The organism is Actinomadura sp. 9N215 (assembly GCF_044326345.1).
GTDB lineage: Bacteria > Actinomycetota > Actinomycetes > Streptosporangiales > Streptosporangiaceae > Spirillospora.
Window position 1 is genome coordinate 14765 of the sequence record NZ_JBIRBA010000022.1, and the last position, 20265, is coordinate 35029.

At 72.6% G+C, this 20265-nt stretch carries 19 protein-coding genes and 1 tRNA gene; 7 read left to right on the forward strand and 13 right to left on the reverse strand.

The window, feature by feature from the left end; genetic code table 11:
- The first annotated feature begins 260 nt into the window (after positions 1–260).
- Both ACH34T_RS30725 and ACH34T_RS30730 read left to right on the forward strand, forming a co-directional pair.
- A complete protein-coding gene (locus tag ACH34T_RS30725) occupies positions 261–1973 on the forward strand; it encodes a RelA/SpoT family protein (RefSeq protein WP_396024431.1) in 1713 nt (570 codons plus the stop codon).
- A gap of 71 nt (positions 1974–2044) precedes the next feature.
- Positions 2045–2494 carry a universal stress protein gene (locus ACH34T_RS30730; RefSeq protein WP_396024432.1) on the forward strand — a complete coding sequence of 150 codons (450 nt, stop codon included), beginning with the start codon at positions 2045–2047 and terminating at the stop codon, positions 2492–2494.
- Positions 2495–2583: 89 nt separating this feature from the next.
- On the opposite strand, the gene ACH34T_RS30735 is transcribed toward ACH34T_RS30730, so the two are convergent.
- Both ACH34T_RS30735 and glnII read right to left on the reverse strand, forming a co-directional pair.
- Positions 2584–3216, reverse strand: a complete 633-nt coding sequence (locus ACH34T_RS30735; RefSeq protein WP_396024433.1) for a hypothetical protein — start codon at positions 3214–3216, stop codon at positions 2584–2586.
- Positions 3217–3416: 200 nt separating this feature from the next.
- Positions 3417–4430 (reverse strand): glutamine synthetase GlnII, encoded by a 1014-nt coding sequence (gene glnII, locus ACH34T_RS30740; RefSeq protein ID WP_396024434.1) that lies wholly within the window; start codon positions 4428–4430, stop codon positions 3417–3419.
- Positions 4431–4569: 139 nt separating this feature from the next.
- On the opposite strand from glnII, the gene ACH34T_RS30745 reads away from it, so the two are divergent.
- The 3 genes from ACH34T_RS30745 to ACH34T_RS30755 all read left to right on the forward strand — a co-directional run bounded on the left by ACH34T_RS30745 (position 4570) and on the right by ACH34T_RS30755 (position 7673).
- Positions 4570–5562, forward strand: coding sequence for a DUF6891 domain-containing protein (locus ACH34T_RS30745; protein ID WP_396024435.1), 993 nt, complete (start codon positions 4570–4572; stop codon positions 5560–5562).
- A 241-nt stretch (positions 5563–5803) separates the two neighbouring features.
- A complete protein-coding gene (locus tag ACH34T_RS30750; RefSeq protein ID WP_396024436.1) occupies positions 5804–6859 on the forward strand; it encodes a nitrous oxide reductase family maturation protein NosD in 1056 nt (351 codons plus the stop codon).
- Between the two features lie 127 nt (positions 6860–6986).
- The gene (locus ACH34T_RS30755) at positions 6987–7673 is read left to right on the forward strand and encodes a DUF899 domain-containing protein (RefSeq protein ID WP_396024437.1); all 687 of its coding nucleotides are present in this window, start codon (positions 6987–6989) and stop codon (positions 7671–7673) included.
- A gap of 62 nt (positions 7674–7735) precedes the next feature.
- On the opposite strand, the gene ACH34T_RS30760 is transcribed toward ACH34T_RS30755, so the two are convergent.
- The gene (locus tag ACH34T_RS30760; RefSeq protein WP_396024438.1) at positions 7736–8680 is read right to left on the reverse strand and encodes an ArsR/SmtB family transcription factor; all 945 of its coding nucleotides are present in this window, start codon (positions 8678–8680) and stop codon (positions 7736–7738) included.
- A 75-nt stretch (positions 8681–8755) separates the two neighbouring features.
- Between ACH34T_RS30760 and ACH34T_RS30765 the strand changes: the two genes are divergently transcribed.
- Positions 8756–10138, forward strand: a complete 1383-nt coding sequence (locus ACH34T_RS30765) for an alpha/beta hydrolase family protein (protein ID WP_396024439.1) — start codon at positions 8756–8758, stop codon at positions 10136–10138.
- A gap of 74 nt (positions 10139–10212) precedes the next feature.
- Here ACH34T_RS30765 and ACH34T_RS30770 read toward each other — a convergent pair.
- The 8 genes from ACH34T_RS30770 to ACH34T_RS30805 form a co-directional block, all read right to left on the reverse strand.
- A tRNA-Val gene (locus tag ACH34T_RS30770) sits at positions 10213–10287 on the reverse strand.
- 81 nt (positions 10288–10368) lie between these two features.
- On the reverse strand, positions 10369–11817 hold the full coding sequence (locus ACH34T_RS30775) for an aldehyde dehydrogenase family protein (protein ID WP_396024440.1): 1449 nt from the start codon (positions 11815–11817) through the stop codon (positions 10369–10371).
- 92 nt (positions 11818–11909) lie between these two features.
- Positions 11910–12866 (reverse strand): helix-turn-helix domain-containing protein, encoded by a 957-nt coding sequence (locus ACH34T_RS30780; RefSeq protein WP_396024441.1) that lies wholly within the window; start codon positions 12864–12866, stop codon positions 11910–11912.
- Between the two features lie 347 nt (positions 12867–13213).
- The gene (locus ACH34T_RS30785) at positions 13214–13606 is read right to left on the reverse strand and encodes a nuclear transport factor 2 family protein (RefSeq protein ID WP_396024442.1); all 393 of its coding nucleotides are present in this window, start codon (positions 13604–13606) and stop codon (positions 13214–13216) included.
- 196 nt (positions 13607–13802) lie between these two features.
- Positions 13803–14972 (reverse strand): geranylgeranyl reductase family protein, encoded by a 1170-nt coding sequence (locus ACH34T_RS30790; RefSeq protein WP_396024567.1) that lies wholly within the window; start codon positions 14970–14972, stop codon positions 13803–13805.
- A gap of 46 nt (positions 14973–15018) precedes the next feature.
- A complete protein-coding gene (locus ACH34T_RS30795) occupies positions 15019–15438 on the reverse strand; it encodes a CBS domain-containing protein (RefSeq protein WP_396024443.1) in 420 nt (139 codons plus the stop codon).
- 254 nt (positions 15439–15692) lie between these two features.
- Positions 15693–16601, reverse strand: coding sequence for a proteasome assembly chaperone family protein (locus ACH34T_RS30800; RefSeq protein WP_396024568.1), 909 nt, complete (start codon positions 16599–16601; stop codon positions 15693–15695).
- A gap of 156 nt (positions 16602–16757) precedes the next feature.
- Positions 16758–16937, reverse strand: coding sequence for a hypothetical protein (locus ACH34T_RS30805; RefSeq protein ID WP_396024444.1), 180 nt, complete (start codon positions 16935–16937; stop codon positions 16758–16760).
- A 126-nt stretch (positions 16938–17063) separates the two neighbouring features.
- On the opposite strand from ACH34T_RS30805, the gene ACH34T_RS30810 reads away from it, so the two are divergent.
- Positions 17064–18248 carry a saccharopine dehydrogenase family protein gene (locus ACH34T_RS30810; RefSeq protein ID WP_396024445.1) on the forward strand — a complete coding sequence of 395 codons (1185 nt, stop codon included), beginning with the start codon at positions 17064–17066 and terminating at the stop codon, positions 18246–18248.
- Here ACH34T_RS30810 and ACH34T_RS30815 read toward each other — a convergent pair.
- A complete protein-coding gene (locus ACH34T_RS30815; RefSeq protein WP_396024446.1) occupies positions 18214–19602 on the reverse strand; it encodes a GAF domain-containing sensor histidine kinase in 1389 nt (462 codons plus the stop codon). The two genes, ACH34T_RS30810 and ACH34T_RS30815, sit on opposite strands and share 35 nt — an antisense overlap.
- Complete coding sequence (locus ACH34T_RS30820; protein ID WP_396024447.1) at positions 19599–20255, reverse strand: response regulator; 657 nt, start codon at positions 20253–20255, stop codon at positions 19599–19601. Before ACH34T_RS30820 ends, ACH34T_RS30815 begins: the two co-directional genes overlap by 4 nt.
- Positions 20256–20265 lie beyond the last annotated feature (10 nt).

Sequence of the window (20265 nt, forward strand, 5' to 3'; positions counted from 1 at the left end):
GCCCCGCGGCTCGCAACAACGCTGCGCCACACTACGGTCAGCGAGCAACCGATTACCGAGACGACACACCAGAGAGCGCGTTGATAGCGCACAGCAAAGAACATTGGACCGCGGGTTTACTTATTGGGGGGCGACCCCCCGGGTCGGGATTCACACACCTGCCGGTGGTCAGGTTCAACCTGCCGGAGGTTGGGGGCGAACGTGCCGGGGTTGGGGGCAAAGTGCCCGGGGGTTGGGGGTGGCGCCGATAAAATCGGGTGATGGCGACGCTCAATCCGGTCAGGGGGCGGTTCCGGATTCCGGTGCGGCGGCGGGAGGCGTCCGGCGGGGCGGATCCGGTGCGCGCCGCGCTGGCGCCGCTGGTGGCCGCGCATCGCGACGCCTATCCGGGCGCCGACGAGGCGGAGCTGCTGCGCGGCTACGCGGTCGCGGAGCGCCTGCACCGCGGGCAGCTCCGCAAGTCCGGCGCCCCGTACATCACCCATCCGCTGGCCGTGGCGCTGATCCTCGCCGGGATGGGCCTCGACACGACCACGCTCGTCGCCGCGCTGCTGCACGACACCGTCGAGGACACCCCGTACACGCTCGGGGAGCTGCGCGCCGAGTTCGGCGAGGAGGTCGCGGTCCTGGTGGACGGCGTGACGAAGCTGGACGGCGAACGCTGGGGCGACCGCGCCGAGGCGGAGACCTTCCGGAAGATCGTGCTGGCCGCGGCCGCCGACCTGCGGGTCCTGGTGATCAAGCTGGCGGACCGGCTGCACAACCTGCGGACGCTGGGCTTCCAGCCGCCGCACAAGCGGGCCCGCATCGCGAAGGCGTCGCACGAACTGCTGGTCCCGTTCGCGGAGCGGCTCGGCATCCACGTCCTCAAGCGGGAGATGGACGACCTGGCGTTCGCGGCCCGCCTCCCCGAGCAGCACGCCGCGGCGGGCGAGGCCGTCGGGCGGGCGCTGCGGGAGGCCGGGCGGGCGTTCGCGCCCGCGACGGCGCTGATCGGCGCGGCGCTGGCCGAGCAGGGGGTGGCGGCGCGCGTGCAGATCAGGCCGTCGCACCTGTACGCGGTGCACCAGTCGTTCGGCGGCGACCTGGCCGGGCTGCGGCCGTGCGAGGCGGCGCGGCTCCTGCTGCTGGTGGACGGCGCCGAACGCGACTGCTACGTCGCCCTCGGCGCGGTGCACGCCGCGCTGCATCCGGTCGCCGGGCAGGTCCGCGACTTCATCGCGATGCCGAAGGACAACATGTACCGGTCGCTGCACACCCGGGTGATCAGCCCGGACGGCGACCCGTTCGAGGTGATCATCCGTACCGAGGCGATGCATCCGGTCGCCGAGTACGGGATCGTCGCGCACATCCGCGACGCGGGCGACGACGCGTCCACGGCGGTCGCCGGGCGGCGCGACCTGGTGTGGCTGAGCCGGCTGCTCGCCTGGCAGTCGGACGCGCCGTCCGCCGAGTTCCTCGACCGGCTGCGCACCGACCTCGCGGCGGGCAACGTCGCCGCGTTCACCACCGACGGCGACATCGTGGCGCTGCCCGCCGGGGCGACCGCGCTCGACTTCGCGTACGCGCTGAACCCGCGCACGGGCGACCGATGCATCGGCGCCGTCGTGAACGGGCGGCTCGCGCCGATGTCGGTGCAGGTCCGCAGCGGCAACGTCGTGGAGATCCTCACCGACCCGGCCGGGTCGCCGTCCGAGGACTGGCTGGGCATCGCCGCGACGGTCACCGCCCGCGTCCACATCCAGCAGCGGCTGACGCTGCGGCGCGCCGAGGAGGCCGCCGACGCGGGGCGGCGCCGCCTCGTCCGGGCGCTGGCCCGCCGGGACGTCGACCTGCTCGCCGCCGAGGCGCACGGCGACTCCCTGTCCGTCGCCCGCGACCTCGGCTACACCGAGATCAACGAGATGTACGCGGCGCTGACCGACGGCTCGCTCGCGCTGGACGACCTGCTGGCCCGGTTCGCCCGCCCCTAGGCGCCGCTGGCTACGCTGGTGGGCGAGGTGATCGGAATGAGCGGCGGGGCATCGGCGAGGGTCGTCCGCCCATGACGGACGGAATGTTCGAGTACGGCGTCGACGGCCCGAAGGTGATCGTGGCCGGTGTCGACGGGTCGGAGACGTCCCTGCGCGCGGGCGCGTACGCGTGGGGCCTCGCGCGCCGCAGCGGCGCGACGCTCGTCGCCGTGCACGTGGCGCCGGTGTCGGCGCTGTCCACCCTCACGCCGGGCGGCGCCGCCGTCATGCGGGAGACCGCGGACCAGGTCGCGGCCGACCTGCGCCGGGAGCTGGAGGCGGCGGCCGAGCGCGTGGACGTCCGGTACGAGTTCGTCACCGAGCAGGGCGATCCGTACACCGTCCTCGCCCGCGTCGCCGACGAGTCCCGCGCCGACGCCGTGATCGTCGGCGCGTCTGCCCAGGCGGGACACCGCCTCATCGGATCGGTCGCCGTCCGGCTGGTCCGAGCGGGCCGCTGGCCCGTGACGGTCGTGCCCTGACCCACGACCGGTCACTTTCGGACATGCCGCCCGGCGCTCAGCCGCGGACACGCCACCTCACGCGCAGCGCGGACGCGCCGCCCGGGCGGTCAGCCGCGGACGCGGCGCCTTGGCGGGGCGTCCGGGGGGAACGGGCGCGAGCCCGCCACCACGGCGGACAGCAGCACCACAACGGCCGTCCCGCCGACCAGGTTGATGCCGGCCGTGGCGAGCGCCGCGTCGAACGGGCCCTTCAGCGTCAGCGGCAGGATCGTGAGCAGCGCGACCGCGATCGCGCCGATCCACGCGAACGCCCGGACGGGACGCGCCGACGACGCCAGCAGCAGGTGCATCAGCGCGGTCGCCTGGATCGTCCCCGCCATCGCGCACAGCGCGTAGCTGGTGGCCGCGGGCATGGCGGCGGTGTGCCCGCCCGCGAACACCGGGACCTCCACCCCGACCATCGTGCGCAGCCCGACCACCGCGGCGAACGCGAGGAGGCCCCCGCCGAGCGCGGCGGCGGCGCCCGTCCACCACAGCGGCCGCAGCGGCGGCCCGGACGCCCTGGAGATCTCCTCGTGCAGCCGGATGAAGTCCTCGTACCGCCGCGCCGGCGCCTCGGGCCGGCGCCGCCGCGCCGTGTCGGGACACCGGAACGACCGCTCCCAGGGCCGTGGCGCAGGGCGGCCGGCGCGCCTGCCGTGCAGGCCACCGGAGTACCGCCCGAATGACGAATCGGGCATGTCCCCTCCCCCGTGCGAACGTAGGGGTGGTACCCGGCACCGAACGGGGGAACTCCCCCAACCGCACCATTTTGCCGATGTTTGGCCGCGTTCCACGGCAAAGCCGCCCGTGTCCCCAGGCAGCTCAGCGGGCCCGGACGCGGCGGACCCCGGGGAGCCGCGCTCCCCGGGGTCCCTCTCCCGGACGCCGGGCGGTCAGGTCAGACCTGGCCGGCCTTCTCCAGCGCCGCGCAGCAGGTGCCGGTGATCAGGCGGGTCACCACGTACGGGTCGACGTTGGCGTTCGGCCGCCGGTCCTCGATGTAGCCCCTCTTCTCGACCTCGACCTGCCACGGGATCCGGACGGACGCGCCGCGGTCCGACACGCCGTAGCTGAACTCGCTCCACGGCGCCGTCTCGTGCATGCCGGTGAGCCGCCGCTCGATGTCGGCGCCGTACCCGGTGACGTGCTCCTGCGCCCTCCCGGCGAGCGCCTCGCACGCCGTGATGATCGCGTCGTAGCCCTCGCGCATGGCCTTGGTCGAGAAGTTCGTGTGCGCGCCGGCGCCGTTCCAGTCGCCCTCGACCGGCTTCGGGTCGAGGGTGGCGGAGACGTCGAAGTCCTCGGCGATGCGGTACAGCAGCCAGCGGGCGACCCACATGTGGTCGCCGACCTCGATCGGGCCGGCCGGGCCGATCTGGAACTCCCACTGGCCCGGCATGACCTCGGCGTTGATGCCGGAGATCTTCAGGCCGGCGTCCAGGCACGCGTCCATGTGCCGCTCGACGATGTCGCGCCCGAACACCTCGTCGGCGCCGACGCCGCAGTAGTAGAAACCCTGCGGGGCCGGGTAGCCGCGCTCGGGGAAGCCGAGGGGGCGGCCGTCCTTGAAGAACGTGTACTCCTGCTCGATTCCGTACCAGGAGTCCTGCTCGTCGTACTGCTCGGCGATCGGGCGCAGCTGGGCCCGCGTGTTGGTCTCGTGGGGCGTGCCGTCCACGAGGAAGACCTCGCAGAGGACCAGCTTGTGGTCGCCGCCGCGGATCGGGTCGGGACAGGAGAAGACCGGCTTGAGCACGCAGTCGGAGCGGTCGCCGGGCGCCTGGTTGGTGCTCGACCCGTCGAAGCCCCAGTCCGGCAGGTCGGCGCCGTCGGCGAGGATCCTCGTCTTCGACCGCAGCCGCGCGGTCGGCTCGGTCCCGTCGATCCAGATGTACTCGGCCTTGTAGCTCAACGTCGGTCCCTTCGAGGCGGATTCCGGGGCACCTGACAACCTGCCAACCAGGCATTTCGGACCTGTTGCCCAATTGTGAACGCCATGTAAACCGCGCGCAGGTCGTCCCGAACCCCGGCGTCCGCCATAATCGGCCGACATGTCGCAACAGCTCCGGGAGCACATCCGCGTCCTGCTCGCGCTCGGCGCGGACGACTTCGACACCATCGCCGCCCGCTGCGCCGAACACCTGGACGACCCGTCCGCCGACCCGTCCATCGACGCCCCCGACGACCCGTCCGACGACGCCCCCGACGCGCTCGACGCCGGTGCGCTCGCGCGCGAGATCGCCGCCGAGGAGTTCGCCGCCTACCTCGCCGACCAGCGCACCTGGCCCGACGTGACCGACACCGACCGCCTGCTGCGCGCCTTCCGCGACCTCGACCTGTCCGGCATCGTGGCCCGCGCCGACTTCGCCTGCTGCCAGAGCTGCGGGATGGCGGAGATCGGCGCCGAGGTGCCGAGCGGCGAGCAGCGGCGCGGGTACGCGTTCTGCCACCGCCAGGACATGGAGACCGCGACGCTCGGCGGCGGCCTCATGCTGGCCTACGGGATCTTCACCGACGCCGACGAGCCGTCCACCCAGCCCGAGATCGGCGAGGACGTCGCCGAGGCCCTCCGCCGCCACGGCCTGACCGTGCGCTGGGACGGCGACCCGTCCCGTCGCATCGAGGTCGACCTCTCCTACCGGCGCCGCCGCTCGGGCCACCTCGCCGCCTGGCCGGACGGCCCCGTCCCGCCCGCCCCGGACTCCGACCGCCTGGACGTCACGTACTGCGACTACGCGCGGGGCCGCCACGTGGACGACCCCACCCCCATGACGCTGGCCGAGGCCCGCGGCGTCTTCCTGGACCTCACGCCCTACCCCGGCAACTTCGCCGTCTTCGCGGGCCGCTCGGACGGCGTCGTGCAGATGGCCTGGGAGTCGGGCCCGCGGCTGTGGCTGGAATGCCCGGACCCCGCCACGCGCCGCTCCCACGGCCGTCACGTCACCGTCGCCGAAGCCGAGGACCTCATGGCGATCCTCGCCACCGAGGACCGCGTGGCCCTGGACCGCCTCCCCGGCTACACGACCGAGAACTGGCCCACCTGACCACCCGGCGAGCGGTCTCGGCGAGTCTTTCGCCCTGCCGGGCGCCCATTGTTGCCCACCGCTCACGAATGCCCAACAAACCCGGCGCAATTCGACGGAGTCGGCAAACGTCGCCCACCTTTCCAAGAACCCTTTGACTTTTTACTCCGCTCACGACAACGGAATAATCTTTCCGGTTCAAGATGAGCGGGGAATTGTTTGCCGCACCGCGCGGCAAAGCCTAGTGAAACGGGGGAAAGGGATGAGGCGGACTATCGCGGCCTCGCTCGGCACGGCCGTCGTGCTCGGCGGGCTCGCCACCATGGCGCCTTCCGGCCAAGCAGCGACGCATTCCGGCGGACGGACCCACGTCGTCTGGCCGGGACACTCGATCCAGGCGGCGGTCGACCGCGCCAGACCCGGCGACACCATCCGGCTCAAAGCCGGGCATTACGCCGGCGGCGTCCTCGTCCGCAAGCGCCTCACGATCCGCGGCGAGGGCAACAAGACCATCGTCCGTCCTGGTCACCGCGACCACTGCGCGAAGGCCAAGGTCCCCGGCATGGGGTTCTGCGTGGTCGGCTGGGCGAAGCGCCCGGTCCGCGGGGTGACGATCAAGCAGCTGGCCGTCCAGGACTTCACGGGCACCGGGGTGTTCGGCACCTACACCGACCGCCTGACGGTGCAGGCCGTCCTCGCCAAGAAGAACGGCGAGTACGGCATCGCCGAATACAACTCCACCCGCGGCCGGTTCGTCTGGAACTGGACCATCGACAACAGGGACGACGCCGGCCTCTACGTCGGCGACACCGCCAACGCGCGCGGCACCGAGATCGCCTGGAACCATTCCTCCGGCAACACGCTCGGCCTCCTGGTCCGGCACGCCCGCCACGTCGAGGTCCACGACAACACGCTGACGGGCAACTGCACGGGAATCGCCCTCGTCGACGACAGCCAGAAAACCGGACAGGGCAACACCACGATCTGGAAGAACCGCGTCTCGAAGAACAACATGATCTGCAAGGCGCACGGCCAGGTTCCGGCGCTGCACGGCACCGGAATCCTGTTCTTCGGCGGCGACCACAACGAGGTCGCGAAGAACACCGTGCACGAGAACCGCGGGAAACTGCCCTACTCCGGCGGGATCGTCCTCTTCCGCGGCACCCCGCCGCGCAACCGTCCCGCGCACCACAACCTGATCAAGGCCAACCACGTCCGCGGCAACAAGCCGTACGACCTGGTCAACAAGAGCGGCAGCAAGACCAACCGCTTCCGCAAGAACGACTGCAGGACGTCCAACCCAGCCGGCCTCTGCTGAGTCCGGCCGGGCGGCGGAAACCTCCCGTTCCCGAACGGGAGGTTTCCGCCCCCGGACGAAACCGATGAGTTCGGCGCCCGCTCCGAGTCAACACACAGAGCACAACCGCCCGAACTCGGAGGAGCCCATGACCGCCAAGGCACTACCGCCCGTCGTCGACACCGAGACCTGGCAGCGCCACCTCGACGAGCTGCGCGCCCGGGAGAAGGCCGCGACCCGGGAGCTCGACGCGATCGCCGCCCAGCGCCGCCGGCTGCCGATGGTCGAGCTGCCCGACTACACCCTGGAAGGCGAGGAAGGCCCGATCAGCCTGGCCGACGTCTTCGACGGCAGATCACAGCTGATCGTCTACAACCACATGTGGTTCCCCGGCGAGACCTGGCAGTGCCCCGGCTGCACGGGCTTCACCTCGCAGTTCACCCGGCTGGAGTTCCTGGACGCCTACGACGCCAGGTTCGTCGTCGTCACCCAGGGCCCGATCGACGAGGCCCTCGCCTACAAGCACCGGGTCGGCAACAAGGTGACCTGGTACTCCACCGCGAACAGCCCGTTCGGCGCCGACGTCGGCGCGCCCCCGAACGGCGGCTTCGCCGTCAACGTCTTCCTGCGCGACGGCGACACCGTCTACCGCACCTGGCACACCAACGGCCGAGGCACCGAACAGCTCAGCCACACCTTCCCGCTGATCGACCTGCTCCCCTACGGCCGCCAGGAGGAATGGCAGGACTCCCCCGAAGGCTGGCCGCAGTCCCCCACCTACAGCCGCTGGTCCGGCTCCGAGGCCATCGCCGCCGCCTACGGCCCGGACGCGTAGCACGCCCCCCAAGGACCCTGCCCGGCGGACGCGCCACGAGAACCCCGTTGCCGCATCCGTGATCACGCGAGCGGCCCGGCTCCACCGCGCAGAAACCGTTCCCCGAGCGGCGTCAACGCGTGATGCACCGTCTTGCCTCTGCGCTCGCTGGTGATGAGGCCCGCGCCGCGAAGGGCCGTGGCGTGCTGGGACGCGGACGCCGCGCTGACCCCGAGCCGGGACGCGATCTCCCCGGTCGTGAGCTCCCCGTCCGACCCGAGCAGCCGGACCACGGCCGCCCGCGTCCGGCCGAACACCCGGGACGGGTCGCCGTCCGGCCCACCGGGCGGCCGGGACGCGGGCACCACCACGGCCGCGGGCCCGTCCTCGACGATCAGGACGCGCGGTCCGGTGATGAACGGCGAGAACGTGATCCGGACCCCCCGTCCCCGGAGCCGGACGTCACCGTCGCGCAGCGTCTCGATCTCCAGCACCGGAGCCGTCCACCGGATGGCGGGATGCAGTCGGCCGAGCGCGGCACCGATTCCGCTGTTCGCCATCGTCCGGGCATGACCGGACGCCTCGGCGCACAGATGCGCGCTCAGCACCGGCCAATGATCCGCCAGCGCGGCCCGGTGGAAGTCGCGGATCCCGCGGATCAGCGTCCGCATCATCTCCCCGTCCCCGGCGGCGAGGCGTGGCAGCCACGGGGCCGGCGGCCGCGGCCCGTACGCCTGCTCCATCTCGGCGCGGATCCGCCGGACCGGCGTCGAGGCGACGGCGTCGAGTTCCCCTTCGAACCCCGGCACGCCCGTGTACGGCGTCAGGAAGTCGGGGAGCAGCCGTCCGGGCGGCACCAGATCGAGCAGCAGGCGGGACGGGCCGCCCAGCCGCGACCGCGTCCGCCACGCGACGGGCTCCGGCCCGCGCAGCGCCTGGGCGCCGAACACGGTCTGGGTGATCGGCGAAAGGCCGGGCTTGATGCGGATCCGGGTCAGATCCTCATAGTCGAGCCAGAGCCGCAGCATGGCGCGAATATAGAACATTTCAGGTATTTCCAAAATCATTGCACCCCGTGCGGAGCCTCATGGAAGGTGCGGGCCATGAACCGATTCCGCCTGATCCGCCCCGCCGTCCCCCTGATGGTCGCCGCCGCCATGGTCACGGCGGCGCCGCCCGCCCAAGCCGAGACGACCGTCCGTGAGGGCGGCATCGACGGGGTGCCGTATCGGGTCGAGGTTCCGGATCACTGGAACGGGACGCTGCTGCTGTGGAGCCACGGCGCGTACAGCCTGGAGTTCCCGGCGCCATCGGACATCGCACTGACGAACCATCCGGCCACCCGGCAGTGGCTGCTCGACCACGGGTACGCGCTGGCGGCCTCCCAGCTCCGCACGCAACGCGGCTGGGGCGTGGTCGAGTCGGGCCTGAAGGACCAGATCGACCTGCTCGACTGGTTCACCGCGAACGTCGGCAGACCCCGGCGCACCATCTCGGCGGGCGCGTCCGCCGGCGGGCTCACCGCCGTCCTGCTGGCGGAACGCAACCCGCACCGCTTCGCCGGCGTCGCCTCGCTCTGCGGAGTCGTCGGTGGCACGACGGGCCACTTCAACAGCGCCCTGGACGCGAACTTCGCGGTCAAAACTTTGCTGGCGCCCGAACTCGACCTGGTTCACATCAAGGACCCGCAAGCGAACACGACCAACGCCCGCCGCGCCCTCAAAGCCGCCCTGAACTCCCCCACCGGCCGCGCCCGCCTAGCCCTGGCAGCCGCCCTCGCCGACATCCCCGGCCGCTACACCTCACGCGCACCAGCACCCGAAACAGTCGCCGCCCAGGTGGAACAACAGTTCTACTACGCCAACAACGACCGAGGCGCCTTCTGGGGCCTCAACCGCACGGACATCGAACAGCGGGCCGGCGGTAACCCGTCCTGGAACACAAACGTGAACTACCGGACGCTCCTAGCCCACTCCACCCAGAAAAACCTAGTAAAACAGGCCTACCGCGACGCCGGCCTAAGCCTCCGCAAAGACCTGGTCCGCCTCAACGCCACCCCCCGCATAAAAGCGGACCCCGGAGCCGTCCGATACCTCAACCGATACGGCACCCCCACCGGCCGAACCCCCTGGCCAGTGGTCACCCTGCACTCAACAGGCGACGGCAGCGTCCCCACCGGCAACCAGCGCCGCTACGCCACCCAGGTACATCGCGCGGGCAACCCGGCGAACCTGAAGCAGCTCTACGTCGACCGCGGCTACCACTGCACCTTCACCGCCTCCGAGGAAATCGTCACCCTGCAAACCCTCCTCACCCGAATGACCACCCACCACTGGCCCACCACCCACCCCACAACCCTCAACAACATCGCCGCCAAACTCAGCCCCGACCACCAGACCGTATTCGACACCGACCCCGAACCAGGCCTCCACCCAACAACCCCATCCTTCACCCACCACCACCCAGCCCCCTACCTACGCCCCTGAACGCGCTCGTCAGCGAATGGCACGCTAATGGCACGAACCCCCTGTTCCCGTGATCAGGAACAGGGGGTTTTCGCTGGTGGGCGCGGACGGGTTCGAACCGCCGACTCCTCGCTTGTAAGGCGAGTGCTCTACCCCTGAGCTACGCGCCCGCGTTGCCGGGAAAGCGTACCCGGTTCGCGGGCGCGGGCGCGAAACGGTGCTGCTTCCCGGCGGGACGCGGTGGGGCGGTGTTACGGGGTGTCCAGGTGGACCCAGACGCCCTTGATCTCGGTGTAGGCGTCCAGGGCGTAGGGGCCCATCTCGCGGCCCCAGCCGCTGGATTTGTAGCCGCCCCAGGGGGCGGCGGCGTCGGGGATGGGGAGCATGTTGACGAAGACGGCGCCGGCGCGGATCTCGGCGGCGAGGCGGTGGGCGGTGGCGAGGTCGCGGGTCCAGAGGGACGCGGCCAGGCCGTAGTCGGTGTCGTTGGCGCGGACGGCGAGTTCCTCGGGGTCGTCGTAGGCGAGGACGGGCAGGACGGGGCCGAAGATCTCCTCGCGGGCGATGGTCATGTCGTCGGTGACGCCGCCGAAGACGGTCGGGGCGTAGAAGTAGCCGTTCGCGAGGGGGCCGTCGGCGCGGTGGCCGCCGGTGACGAGTTCGGCGCCCTGCTTGGCGCCGGTGCGGACGTAGGAGTCGACGCGGTCGAGGTGTTCGGAGGAGACGAGCGGGCCGATCTGCGTCTCGGGGTCGAGGCCGGAGCCGAGGCGGAGGCCGGACGCGGCGGCGGCGAGCTTCTCGGTGAACTCGTCGGCGCGGCGGCGGTCGACGTAGAGGCGGGTGTAGGCGGCGCAGACCTGGCCGCTGTTGAGGAGGGCGCCCTGCAGGTTGCCGGCGACGGCCTTGTCGATGTCGGCGTCGCGGGCGATGACGCTGGGGGCCTTGCCGCCGAGTTCGAGGGTGACGCGCTTGAGGTTGCCGGCGGACGCCTGGACGATCTCGCGTCCGACGGAGGTGGAGCCGGTGAAGGAGACCTTGTCGATGTCCGGGTGCGCGACGAGGGCGCGGCCGACGGCGGGACCGCCGGTGAGGAGGTTGACGACGCCGGGCGGGAAGCCCGCCTCGGCGCAGAGCTCGACCAGCCGGACGGTGGTGAGCGGGGTCTGCTCGGCGGGCTTGATGATGACCGTGTTGGCGCAGGCCAGGGCGGGGGCGAGCTTCCACGCGGCGATCATGAGGGGGAAGTTCCACGGGGTGATCAGCGCGCAGACGCCGACGGGCTCCCGGCGGACGTAGTGCAGGGTGTCCGGGAACGAGATCGGGGAGACCGAGCCTTCGATCTTGGTGCACCAGCCGGCGAAGTAGCGGAAGTGCTCGGCGGCGCCGGTGACGCTGACGGAGTGCGCGACGCCGAGGGGCTGGCCCTGGTCGCGGGTCTCCAGCTCGGCGAGCTCGGCCTGGTGCTCCTCGATCAGGTCGGCGACGCGCCAGAGCAGGCGGGCGCGCGCGCTCGGCGGCATGGTGGCCCACTCTGGGTCGTACAGCGCGCCGCGGGCGGCGGCGACGGCGTCCTCCACGTCCTCGGGGCCGGCCTCCGCGCAGGTCGCGAGGACGGTCCCGGCGGCGGGATCGGACGTGGTGAACTCGGCGCCGTCCGCCGCTGCGGCCCATTCGCCGTTGATGTGGAGCCGGGTGTTCATGGTGACCTCCCTCGCAGGTGAGGCCAGTCTCGGCGGGCGCGGCGCGCGGGTCTTGTCTGTGGGCGTACGGGAGTTGACCACCCGTGTAACGATCACTCGCCGGGGACGGTCACCCTGTACTCGCGGGGGCTGGCGCCGTAGGCGGCCTTGAACAGGCGGCTGAAACGCGCGGCGTCGACGAAGCCCCAGCGGGCCGCGATGGCGCTGACCGGGCGGTGCAGCTGGAGGGGGTCCCGCAGGTCGCGGCGGCAGTGCTCCAGGCGGCGTTCCTTGATCCACGCGGAGACGGTCGTGCCCTCCTCGCGGAACAGGTTGTACAGGTGCCGGGACGAGACGAAATGCGCGGCGGCGATGTCGTCCGGGGACAGGTCCGGGTCGTCCAGATGGCGTTCGATGTAGGCGCGGACGCGGAGCAGCAGCGCGCGGCGGCGGGAGTCGGTGGTCGGCGCGGTGAGGTCCAGGCGTTCGGCGAGGAGGGTGACGAGCAGGTCGACGATGTTGTCGCCGAGCCGGACGCTGCCGTGGTCGTCCAGCTCGTCCAGCCGCTCGGCGAGCTGGAGCAGGAACGGCGACAGCAGCGCGCCGACGCCCTGGCGGCCGGAGATCCGCGTGGCGGTGAGGCCGGCGACGGCCTCCTCGGGCAGGTGCAGCAGGCGGCGCGGGACCATCAGGACGAGCTGCCGGTACGAGTCGTCGAACGCGAGCGTGTACGGACGCGTCGTGTCGTAGATCGTGAAGTCGCCGGGGACGAGGGCGGCCTCGCGCCCGTCCTGCGTGAGCAGGCAGTACCCGTTGAGCTGGACGCCGATCTTGTAGTGCCCCGGGTCGGACCTGGCGATCAGCGCCCCCGTACGGCGCACGACGTTCGGCGTGGACGCGACGTCCGCGACCGTGAGCGCGCCCAGTTCACGTCCGCGCATACGGCCCTCGAAGCGGTCCGGCCGGGTGGTCTCGGCGCGCAGCGGGACGAACATGTCCGTCACCGAGCTGCGCCAGAACTCGAACCGCTCGGCGACCGGCAGATCCGCCGTGCGAATGAGTGTCGACATGCGCGTTTCCCCAGATTAAGCCCCGTTCCCGTGTTGTCCGACATGGTGCACCCTCCGGGCCGGTTCGCGCTAGTACCGCCACCCCGGCCCGGACAGGATTCCCCCAGGCCCGCGCCCCGCGGGGACGCCCCCGCACCCCCCGGCCGGCTTCACTCAGGCCTGCATTCTGTGGAGGACGTCCCCACACCCCCCGGTTCGCTTCACTCAGGACTGCGTTCTGTGGAGGACGTCCCACCCCCCCTGGTTCGTTCACTCAGGCCTGCACTCTGTGGAGGGCGCCCCTGCCCCCGGTTCGCTTCGCCCAGGCCAGCGTTCTGTGGGGGACGCCCCCAACGCCCCCGGTTCGCTCAGGTCATGGCCTGGCGGACGCCGTGGGTGTCGCAGAACTGCTCGAAGCCCGTGACCGCACCGTCCCGCACCCGCCACACATGGACGAACCGGACGCGCATCGCCTTGCCGGTCGCGCGGTAGGTGCCGGAGTAGTGGCCGATCGCGACGACGGTCCCGTCCGTGCCGTCGATCAGCTCGTCGGCGTCGGCGCGGAAGCCCTCCCAGTCGGCGCCCAGCCGCCCGAAGACCCCGGCCTTGATGGCGTCGGTGCCCACGTAGGTGCCCGCGTAGGGGAACCCGGCCATCTCCGTCCAGGCGATGTCGTCGGCGAACGCCTCGACCATGCCGTTCAGGTCGCCGCGGTCGGAGGCCGCGTAGTGGGCCTTGATGATGTCGTAAGCCTCGCTCATGTGCTGCCCTCCCGTGTCGGAGCAAGTCCAGCGTCCCGTCCGGCCGGGGCTCTTGGCCGTGCCCGAACAGTCCTTGTCTGTGGCGGCACGGTCAAGGCCGGTGGCGGCACGGTCAAGGCCGGTGGCGGCACGGTCAAGGCCGGTGGCGGCACGGTCAAGGCCGGTGGCGGCACCGTCGAGGGCAGTGGCGGCACGGTCAGGAGGCGGGGGTTATGCGGGTCAGGGCGGCGGCGAGGCGGTCGGCCGCGGTCGGGGCCGCGGGGGCGGGGAGCCCGCCGACGATCTTGAGCGCGAAGCGCATGAGGGCCGGATGGGACAGGCCGTGCCGGGTGGCCAGGCGCATCACCCGCGGGTCGTCGATGGCGCGGGAGAAGGCGCGGCCGAGCGTGAACGGGCCGCCGTTGGCGTGCTTGATCGCGGACGGATACCTCCGCAGCACCCGCTCGGGAAACGCCGACGAGAACGCGGTCGTGATCACGTCGGCGGCGATGCGGGCCGCTTCGAGCGCGTACGCGATGCCCTCCCCGCTGGACGGGTTGACCATCCCGCCGGAGTCGCCGACGAGGAGCAGGCCCGGAAGGTAGTGAGGCTGGCGGCTGAAGCCCATGGGCAGCGCGGCGCCGCGCACGGGCCCGGTGGCGTTCTCCTCGGTGAAGCCCCACGACGGCGGGAGCGGGGCCAGCCAGCGGGAGAGGAGCCGGTGGTAGTCGGGGTGCTCGCCGCGGAGCAGCGCCACGCCCACGTTGCAGGTGCCGTCGCCCATGCCGAACACCCAGCCGTAGCCGGCCGGGGCCAGGTCGAGCCAGCATTCGAGGTGGTCGTCGTCGTGGCGTGGACTGCGGAAGTAGCGGCGGCCCGCGATGCCGATCGGACGGTCGCGGCGCGGCCGCAGCCCGAGGGCGACGCCGAGCCGGGACGAGGCCCCGTCCGCGGCGATGACCAGGCGGGCCTTGTGCTCGGCGCCGTCCGTGCGGACGCCCGTCACCCGTCCGTTCGCCTGGATCGGGGCGGTGACCTTGGTGTTCTCGCGGAGGTCGGCGCCGGCGGCGACGGCGTTGCGGGCGAGGAGCTCGTCGAGGCCGGCGCGGGTCCGGGTGAGGCCGTGGCCGTCCGGCCAGGGGAGTTCGAGGCGGCGGCCGGCGCCGATCAGGCGGATGCCCTTGTTGGGGAACCAGCCGGGCCCGGTGAGATCGATGCCGAGCGTCCGCAGTTCCCGGACGGCCCGCGGCGTCAGGCCGTCCCCGCAGATCTTCTCGCGCGGGAAGGACGTCTTCTCCAGGACGAGGACGTCCAGGCCGGACCGGGCGAGGTGGCGGGCGACGGCGGATCCGGCGGGACCGGCGCCCACGACGACGACGTCGCGCATCACGGACGCCGATCGAACCGTCCGGGGCCGGGCGGCCTCGACGCGGTCATATGTTGGGCGGTTCCGCGCTGATGTCGGCGAGGGCCGAGCGTTCGTCGCGCTGGACGGCCAGGTCCCCGATCGAGACCATCCCGATCGGGCGGTCGCCGTCCACGACCGGGATCCGGCGGACGGCGTGCCGCCGCATGAGCTGGACGGCGGCGTCGGCGTCCGCGTCCGGCGCGACCGTGACCACGTTGGTGCTGCAGATGTCGGCGACGGCGGTGCCGGACATGTCCTTCTCGACGGCGACGGCGCGGACGACGATGTCGCGGTCGGTGACCAGCCCGCGGAGCCGGCCCTCGTGGACGACGAGGACGTCGCCGATGCCGTGCTGCCGCATGAGGTCCCCGACCTGCACCAGAGACGTGTCCGGGGACACCGCCACGGGAACCGGCGTCATCACCTCGTTCACCTTCTGGGCCATGAGCGAGCCTCCCTCTCTCGGGGCCTCGCCTACCCAGCGCCGAACGGGATATGTCCGCGACCGAGGCCTATACGACCGAAATCCGCCCGCGACCGAGGCCCTACGCGGCCGAGATCCGTCCGCGACCGAGACCCTACGCGGCCGAGATCCGTCCGCGACCGAGGCCCCACGCGGCCGGGGCCTATGCGGTCGGGGCCTATGCGGTCGGGGCCTATGCGGTCGAGATCTGGCCGCGGGCTCTGTGGTCTGGGTGCCTAGCCCTGGGCGTCGGGGCCGTCCTGCTCGGCGAGGAAGCGCTCGAACTGCGCGCCGAGCTCGTCCGCGGTGGGCATGTCCTGCGACTCGGCGAGGAGGCTGTCGCGCTCGGCGGCCCCGGCGAACGCGTCGTACTGCTGCTCCAGGGCGCGGACGACCTTCTCCACCTCGTCGTTGCCGTCCACCTGCTCGGCGATGTCGGCGTCGGTCGCCTCGGCCGCCTCGCGGAGCCGCTCGACGGGCAGCGCCAGCCCGGTGGCGTCGACGATGGCGTCCAGCGCGGCGACGGCGGCGGCCGGGTACGCGGACTGCGCGAGGTAGTGCGGGACGTGCACGGCGAGCCCGACGGCGTCGTGGCCCGCCTCCCCGAGCCGCAGCTCCAGCAGCCCGGCGGCGCTGCCAGGGACCTGGACCTTGTCGAACCACGAGGTCCGCGTGACGAGTTCGGGCCGCGTCGCGTGCGAGGTGATGCCGACCGGACGGGTGTGCGGGACGCCCATCGGGATGCCGTGGAACCCGACGACCAGCCCGATGCCGAGGCGCTTCACCAGATGCAGGACGGACGACGTGAACCCCTCCCAGAGCCGGTCGGGCTCCGGCCCGGACAGCATCAGGAACGCGCTGCCGGCGTCGTCGCGGAGGAGCCGCACCACCAGCTCGGGCGCCTCGTAGGACGCCCAGTGGTCGCGGTCGAACGTCATCGGCGGGCGGCGGGCCCTGTAGTCGATCAGGGAGTCGACGTCGAAGCGGGCGACGACGCGGTGCTCCAGCGCTTCGAGCAGGTGCTCGCGGACGAGCTGCCCGGTGGACCCGGCGTCCACGAAGCCGTCGAGGCTGTGCAGCAGCACCGGACCCGTCATCGGCGGCAGGTCGGCGTCGAGCTCGTACAGATCCTCCGGGTTCAGCAACTTCTCCCCCACCTCTTCATGTCGTCGTCACAACATTAGGACATGCGGAGGCCAATCCCCGGATCGGCTGTGACGCCGGTCACTACGAGGCCCTGCGCGGTCGGACGTCGACCGAGGCCCGGCGCCTCCATCCCCGGCCGGGGGCTCTGCGAGGGCCTAGGGGAGGCTCCACAGGGAGACCGACAGCAGGCCCAGGCTGACGGCGATGAGGAGCATCGCGACGGACAGTCCGCCCTCGTCGGCGGCGGGCACGGTCCGGCCGCGGGTCACCAGGGCCACGAACCACGCGAAGAAGCCCACGGCGACGACGTCCATCGCCACGGCGAGCCCGGTCACGACATCACCATCCTCCTCATCGGAGCAACCCTAGACGAGTGCGGTCACTCACATCTCCGCCTCGCCGCGCACAACCGGCGGCATTGGATACAGAATCTAGTTCTGGATCCAGGGAAAGGGCATCGCATGACCGCCGACCGCGCATACGACATCGTCCTGTTCGGCGCCACCGGCTTCACCGGGGCCCTGACCGCCGAATACCTCGCCGCGCACGCCGATCCCGGGACGCGCTGGGCCCTCGCCGGACGCGACCGCGCCAAGCTGAGAGCCGTCCGCGACCGGCTGGAGAAGCTGGACCCCGCGTGCGCCGATCTCCCGCTGCTGCACGCCGACACCACCGACGCGGCGTCGATCGAGGAGATCGCGAACGCGGCGCGGGTCGTCATCAGCACGGTCGGCCCCTACACCGAGCATGGCGAGCCACTGGTCGCGGCGTGCGCGCGCGCCGGCACCGACTATGTCGACCTGACCGGCGAGCCCACGTTCGTCGACCGGATGTACGTGAAGTACCACGACGACGCCGTGCGCAGCGGCGCGCGGATCGTCCACGCCTGCGGGTTCGACTCGATCCCGCACGACCTCGGCGCGTACTTCACGGTGAAGCAGCTCCCCGAGGGCGTCCCGCTGCATGTCGAAGGCTTCGTGCGGGGGCGCGGGGCGGCGTCCGGAGGGACCCTGCACACGGTGGTCAGGATCCTCGGGGACGCCACCGGCATGCTGCGCGCCGAGCGCGAACGCCGCCGGCTGGAGCGGCGGCCCGCCGGGCGAACCGTGCGCCTCTCGCGGCGTCCCGTGCCGAAGGCGAAGGTCGGGGACGGCTGGACGCTCCCGGCCCCCACCCTCGACCCGCGGATCGTGATCCGGTCGGCGGCGGCGCTCGACTGCTACGGCCCGGACTTCACCTACGGCCACTACGTCGCGGTCAAACGCCTCGCCGGCGCGGTGGGGCTGGCGGCGGGCGCGGGCGCGCTGCTCGTCCTGTCCTCGCTGCCGCCCACCCGCGCGCTGCTGCTGCGGCTCCGCGCGCCGGGCGAGGGCCCGTCCGAGGAGCAGCGCGCACGCCACTGGTTCAGCGTGACGTTCGTGGGCGAGGGCGGCGGCAGGCGCGTCGTGACCGAGGTCGCGGGCGGGGATCCCGGGTACGGCGAGACGGCGAGGATGCTCGGCGAGTCGGCGCTGTGCCTCGTCCACGACGACCTCCCGGACACCGCCGGGCAGGTCACGACCGCCGCCGCGATGGGCGACGCCCTCATCGACCGGCTGGTCAGGGCGGGCATCACCTTCCGGGTCCTGAGCGCGGGACGGGGATGACGGCCTCGACGGTGGTCCCGGCGCCGGGACGGCTCGTCACCGCGACACGCCCGCCGAGCAACTCGGCGCGCTCCCGCATGCCGCGCAGCCCGTAGGAGTCGGGACGGCGGCCGTGCGCCGTCACGTCCCGGATCGAGAAGCCGGTCCCGTCGTCGGCGACCCGGAGGCGGACGCGGTCGCCGGAGTGCTCCAGCAGCAGGTCGACCCGGCTGGCGGACGCGTGCCGCAGGCTGTTCCCGACCGCCTCCTGCGCGATCCGGTACAGCGCGGTCTGCACGTGGCCGGGCAGCGCGTCCTCCAACTCGCCCTCGACCGTCACGCTCACGTCAATCGAACGCGACGCCCCAGGCCCCACCCCAGCCCCAGCTCCCGACGTAGGCGCAGGTCCTGGCCCAGCCTCAGCTCCCGGCGCAGCCCCAGGCCCTAGCCCAGCCCTGGGTCCCGGCGCAGCCTCAGTTCCCGACGCAGCGCCAGGTCTTGGCGCAGGCTCAGGTCCCGGCGCAGCCTCAGTTCCCGACGCAACCCCAGCTCCCGGTGCAGGCGCAGGTCCCGGCGCAGGGGCAGGGCCTGGGGCAGGCGCGGGGCCGCGCTGCGGGACGGGGCCGTCGCCGACCTCGCGGGCGAGGGTGGCCAGGGCCGCGGGCAGGCCGAGGTCGTCCAGGACGGGCGGGCGGAGGCCGCCGATCGCGGCGCGCGTTTCGGCCGCCGCGAGCTCGCACAGCCGCCGCCCCATCATGATCTGCGCCAGCGCCTCGGGATGGTGCTCGGGCAGCGCCCGCTCCGCCGCCGACAGGTGGAAGCCGAGGCTGGCGAGCCGCTGCGCGATGCCGTCGTGGATCTCCCGGCTCAGCCGCGACCGCTCGGCCTCCTGCGCCTCGACGGCCCGCTCGGCGAACCGCTCGGCCGCGCGCTCGCGCTCTTGCGCGGTCCGCAGCCTGCGGCACGAGCACAGGACGGGCGCGAACAGCCCGGCGAGCGCGGTGACGAGCGCGAGGTCCTCGGACGGGCACGGCCCGGCGGACCGGACGTCCACGACCGCGATCACCGTGCCGCCGCTGTGGACGGGCAGCGCGGCGCCCCGTCCGTCCCGATGGGCACGCGTCCGCCCGTGCGCCGCGACCCAGCCGACGTCGCCCTCCCCCAGCGGGACGGGCGGCCCCGACCATTCCATGGCGCGTGCGTCCTCGTCCAGGACGTACACGTCGCAGAACGTCAGCGCCCGCGTCGACCGGACGACGAGCCCGGCCAGGTCGTCCGCCATCCGCGGCAGCTCCCGGTCGGAGCAGGCCACGGCCACGACGCGGACGAGCAGGTCGGTCCCGCGCCCGGCGAGGAGCTCCAGCGGGGCGGTCACCGGAACAGCCCCTCGCGCAGCGCCACCGCGACCGCGGCCGACCGGTCGGTCACCTCCAGCTTGCGGTACAGGGCGCGCAGGTGGCTCTTGACGGTCTCCTCCCCCAGCACGAGCCGCGCCGCGATCGCCTTGTTCGACAGCCCGCCGACCAGCAGCGACAGCACCTCGCTCTCGCGCTGCGTCAGGCCCCGGTCGGCGCCGGGCCAGAACTCGCCGCGGGTCAGCCGGGCCGCGGTGACCGCCATCCGGCCGGCGAGCGTCGGGTCCACGACCGTCTCGCCCTGCGCGACCTCCTCCAGCCGCCGGACGAGTTCCGGACCGTCCACCCGCTTGAGCAGGTAGCCGCCCGCGCCGGCCCGCAGCGCCTCGAAGACGTACTGCTCGTCGTCGTACACCGACAGGAACACCACCCGCGCCTCCGGGACGCGCCCGGTCAGCTGGCGGCACAGGTCGAGGCCGCTCTCCGTGCCGAGCCGCACGTCCAGCAGGACGACGTCCGGACGCAGCGCGGTGACCAGCCGGGCCGCCTCCGCGCCCGTTCCCGCCTGCCCCACCACCCGCACCCGCCCGGAGAACCCGGCCAGCATCGCCTTCAGCCCGGCGAGGATCATCTCGTGGTCGTCGACCAGGACGACGCGTACGGGGACACCCATTCCGGCACGA

What these genes read in the sequence shown, in the direction of transcription:
- ACH34T_RS30725 (WP_396024431.1), top strand. Translation starts at nt 261, where the DNA reads ATGGCGACGCTCAATCCGGTCAGGGGGCGGTTCCGGATTCCGGTGCGG.
- ACH34T_RS30730 (WP_396024432.1), top strand. Translation starts at nt 2,045, where the DNA reads ATGACGGACGGAATGTTCGAGTACGGCGTCGACGGCCCGAAGGTGATC.
- ACH34T_RS30735 (WP_396024433.1), bottom strand. Translation starts at nt 3,216, where the DNA reads ATGCCCGATTCGTCATTCGGGCGGTACTCCGGTGGCCTGCACGGCAGG.
- ACH34T_RS30745 (WP_396024435.1), top strand. Translation starts at nt 4,570, where the DNA reads ATGTCGCAACAGCTCCGGGAGCACATCCGCGTCCTGCTCGCGCTCGGC.
- ACH34T_RS30750 (WP_396024436.1), top strand. Translation starts at nt 5,804, where the DNA reads ATGAGGCGGACTATCGCGGCCTCGCTCGGCACGGCCGTCGTGCTCGGC.
- ACH34T_RS30755 (WP_396024437.1), top strand. Translation starts at nt 6,987, where the DNA reads ATGACCGCCAAGGCACTACCGCCCGTCGTCGACACCGAGACCTGGCAG.
- ACH34T_RS30760 (WP_396024438.1), bottom strand. Translation starts at nt 8,680, where the DNA reads ATGCTGCGGCTCTGGCTCGACTATGAGGATCTGACCCGGATCCGCATC.
- ACH34T_RS30765 (WP_396024439.1), top strand. Translation starts at nt 8,756, where the DNA reads ATGAACCGATTCCGCCTGATCCGCCCCGCCGTCCCCCTGATGGTCGCC.
- ACH34T_RS30775 (WP_396024440.1), bottom strand. Translation starts at nt 11,817, where the DNA reads ATGAACACCCGGCTCCACATCAACGGCGAATGGGCCGCAGCGGCGGAC.
- ACH34T_RS30780 (WP_396024441.1), bottom strand. Translation starts at nt 12,866, where the DNA reads ATGTCGACACTCATTCGCACGGCGGATCTGCCGGTCGCCGAGCGGTTC.
- ACH34T_RS30785 (WP_396024442.1), bottom strand. Translation starts at nt 13,606, where the DNA reads ATGAGCGAGGCTTACGACATCATCAAGGCCCACTACGCGGCCTCCGAC.
- ACH34T_RS30790 (WP_396024567.1), bottom strand. Translation starts at nt 14,972, where the DNA reads ATGCGCGACGTCGTCGTCGTGGGCGCCGGTCCCGCCGGATCCGCCGTC.
- ACH34T_RS30795 (WP_396024443.1), bottom strand. Translation starts at nt 15,438, where the DNA reads ATGGCCCAGAAGGTGAACGAGGTGATGACGCCGGTTCCCGTGGCGGTG.
- ACH34T_RS30810 (WP_396024445.1), top strand. Translation starts at nt 17,064, where the DNA reads ATGACCGCCGACCGCGCATACGACATCGTCCTGTTCGGCGCCACCGGC.
- ACH34T_RS30820 (WP_396024447.1), bottom strand. Translation starts at nt 20,255, where the DNA reads ATGGGTGTCCCCGTACGCGTCGTCCTGGTCGACGACCACGAGATGATC.